Here is a 1,457-nt window from a genome sequence, read left to right on the forward strand (position 1 = left end):
GAGGGCTGATGTCGGCCATCTGGGAAACTCCTGTCCTGAGAGTTGGTGGTCGGCAACCCCATCGTCTCAGGCAGGAGACCCGCCCGCACCTGTTATCCGCTAACCCCCGCGATAGCGGGTTCGTTCAGTCCAGACTGATATGATACGCGAGGAGCTGCGCCAGCATTCCAAGGACCAGCTGATCGACATCATCGAGGAGCAGCGCGCTCAGAACGGGTGCCTGGAGCGTCGGGTGGCCGAACTTGAGGCCAAGGTGAACCAGCCGCGCAAGAACGCGCAGAACTCCTCGCTGCCCAGTCGCAGGACGAGAAGCCGAATAAGCCGCGGAAAGGTAAATCCGGCAAGACAGGCAAGGGCGGCCAGGGTCAGGCGCGGTCCCTGGAGCCGAACACCGACCTCACGGTTACCGCGCCGGCCAGCAACTGCCCGGGTTGCGGTGGGCACGTTGGTCCCGAGAACCAAACCCTCAAGCTCAGCTACGACCGCATCGAGATCCCGCCGGTGCGCCCGGACGTCACCCGCGTGCATCAGTACCAGGGCGAATGTCCTTGCTGCGGTGAGCGCTTTGCCCCGAGGCCACCGGAGGGCCTGGAGCCCGGCTCGCCCTTGCGCGCTTGCAGCGCGCGACTGACGTGACCGGGCGCAGCGTCGAGGAGAAGGTGATCTACCTGCACACCATCCACGCGGTCAGCTTCCAGCGCCTGGCGGCGTTGATGCAGGATATGTTCGGCGTGACGATCAGCTAGGGCGCGATCGGCAACATCCTATCGCGCGCCAAGGAGCAGGTCGATGCGGCGGTCGCCGACATCACCGCGGAGCTGCGCCGCGCGGGCGTGATCGGCTGCGACGAGACCGGTGTCCGGGTGGCCGGCCAGAAATACTGGCAGTGGGTGTTCGGCTGCGCCACGGCGGTGCTGCACAAGGTAGCGCCCAGCCGCGGCAAGGCGGTCGTCCGGGAGGTCTTGGACGGCCACGTCCCGGAAGTCTGGGTGTCCGACCGCTTCGCCGCGCAGAGCGGGCACGGTGCCAACCGACAGGTCTGTCTCGCCCACCTGCTGCGGGACGCGCAGTACGCCATCGATGCCGGCGACACGGTGTTCGCCCCGCCGCTCAAGGACCTCCTGCTGCGTGCCGTCGATATCGCCCGGCGGCGCGAGGATCTCCAGAAGAGCACGCTCTACCAGTACCGATATCGGCTCGATCGGGATCTCTACGAGCTGGTCACGCGGACCCCGGACACCCGCGCAGACGACAAGCTGCGCCGGCAGATCCAGCGCGTCCGCTCGGACATGCTGATCTTCGTGACGAACCGGGCCGTGTGAAGTGGACCCTGGTTTTGGAACAGGGGCGAGCGTTAGCGTAGGGCGGGCCCTCCTGACCTGAAGGAGGAGACGATGTCGAGGAAGAGCCCGCGTAAGCTGACGCCGCAGTTCAAGTCCAAGGTCGGCCTGGCCGCG

Annotated in this window: 1 protein-coding gene; it reads left to right on the top strand. The window is 66.6% G+C overall.

What is annotated here, in order from left to right:
- The first annotated feature begins 761 nt into the window (after positions 1–761).
- Positions 762–1,322: an IS66 family transposase gene (locus CKO28_RS27625; RefSeq protein WP_338050263.1), complete on the top strand. Its 561-nt coding sequence runs from the start codon at positions 762–764 to the stop codon at positions 1,320–1,322.
- Positions 1,323–1,457 lie beyond the last annotated feature (135 nt).

Origin of the sequence: Rhodovibrio sodomensis, assembly GCF_016583645.1 — a bacterium.
GTDB classification, from domain to species: Bacteria; Pseudomonadota; Alphaproteobacteria; order Kiloniellales; family Rhodovibrionaceae; genus Rhodovibrio; species Rhodovibrio sodomensis.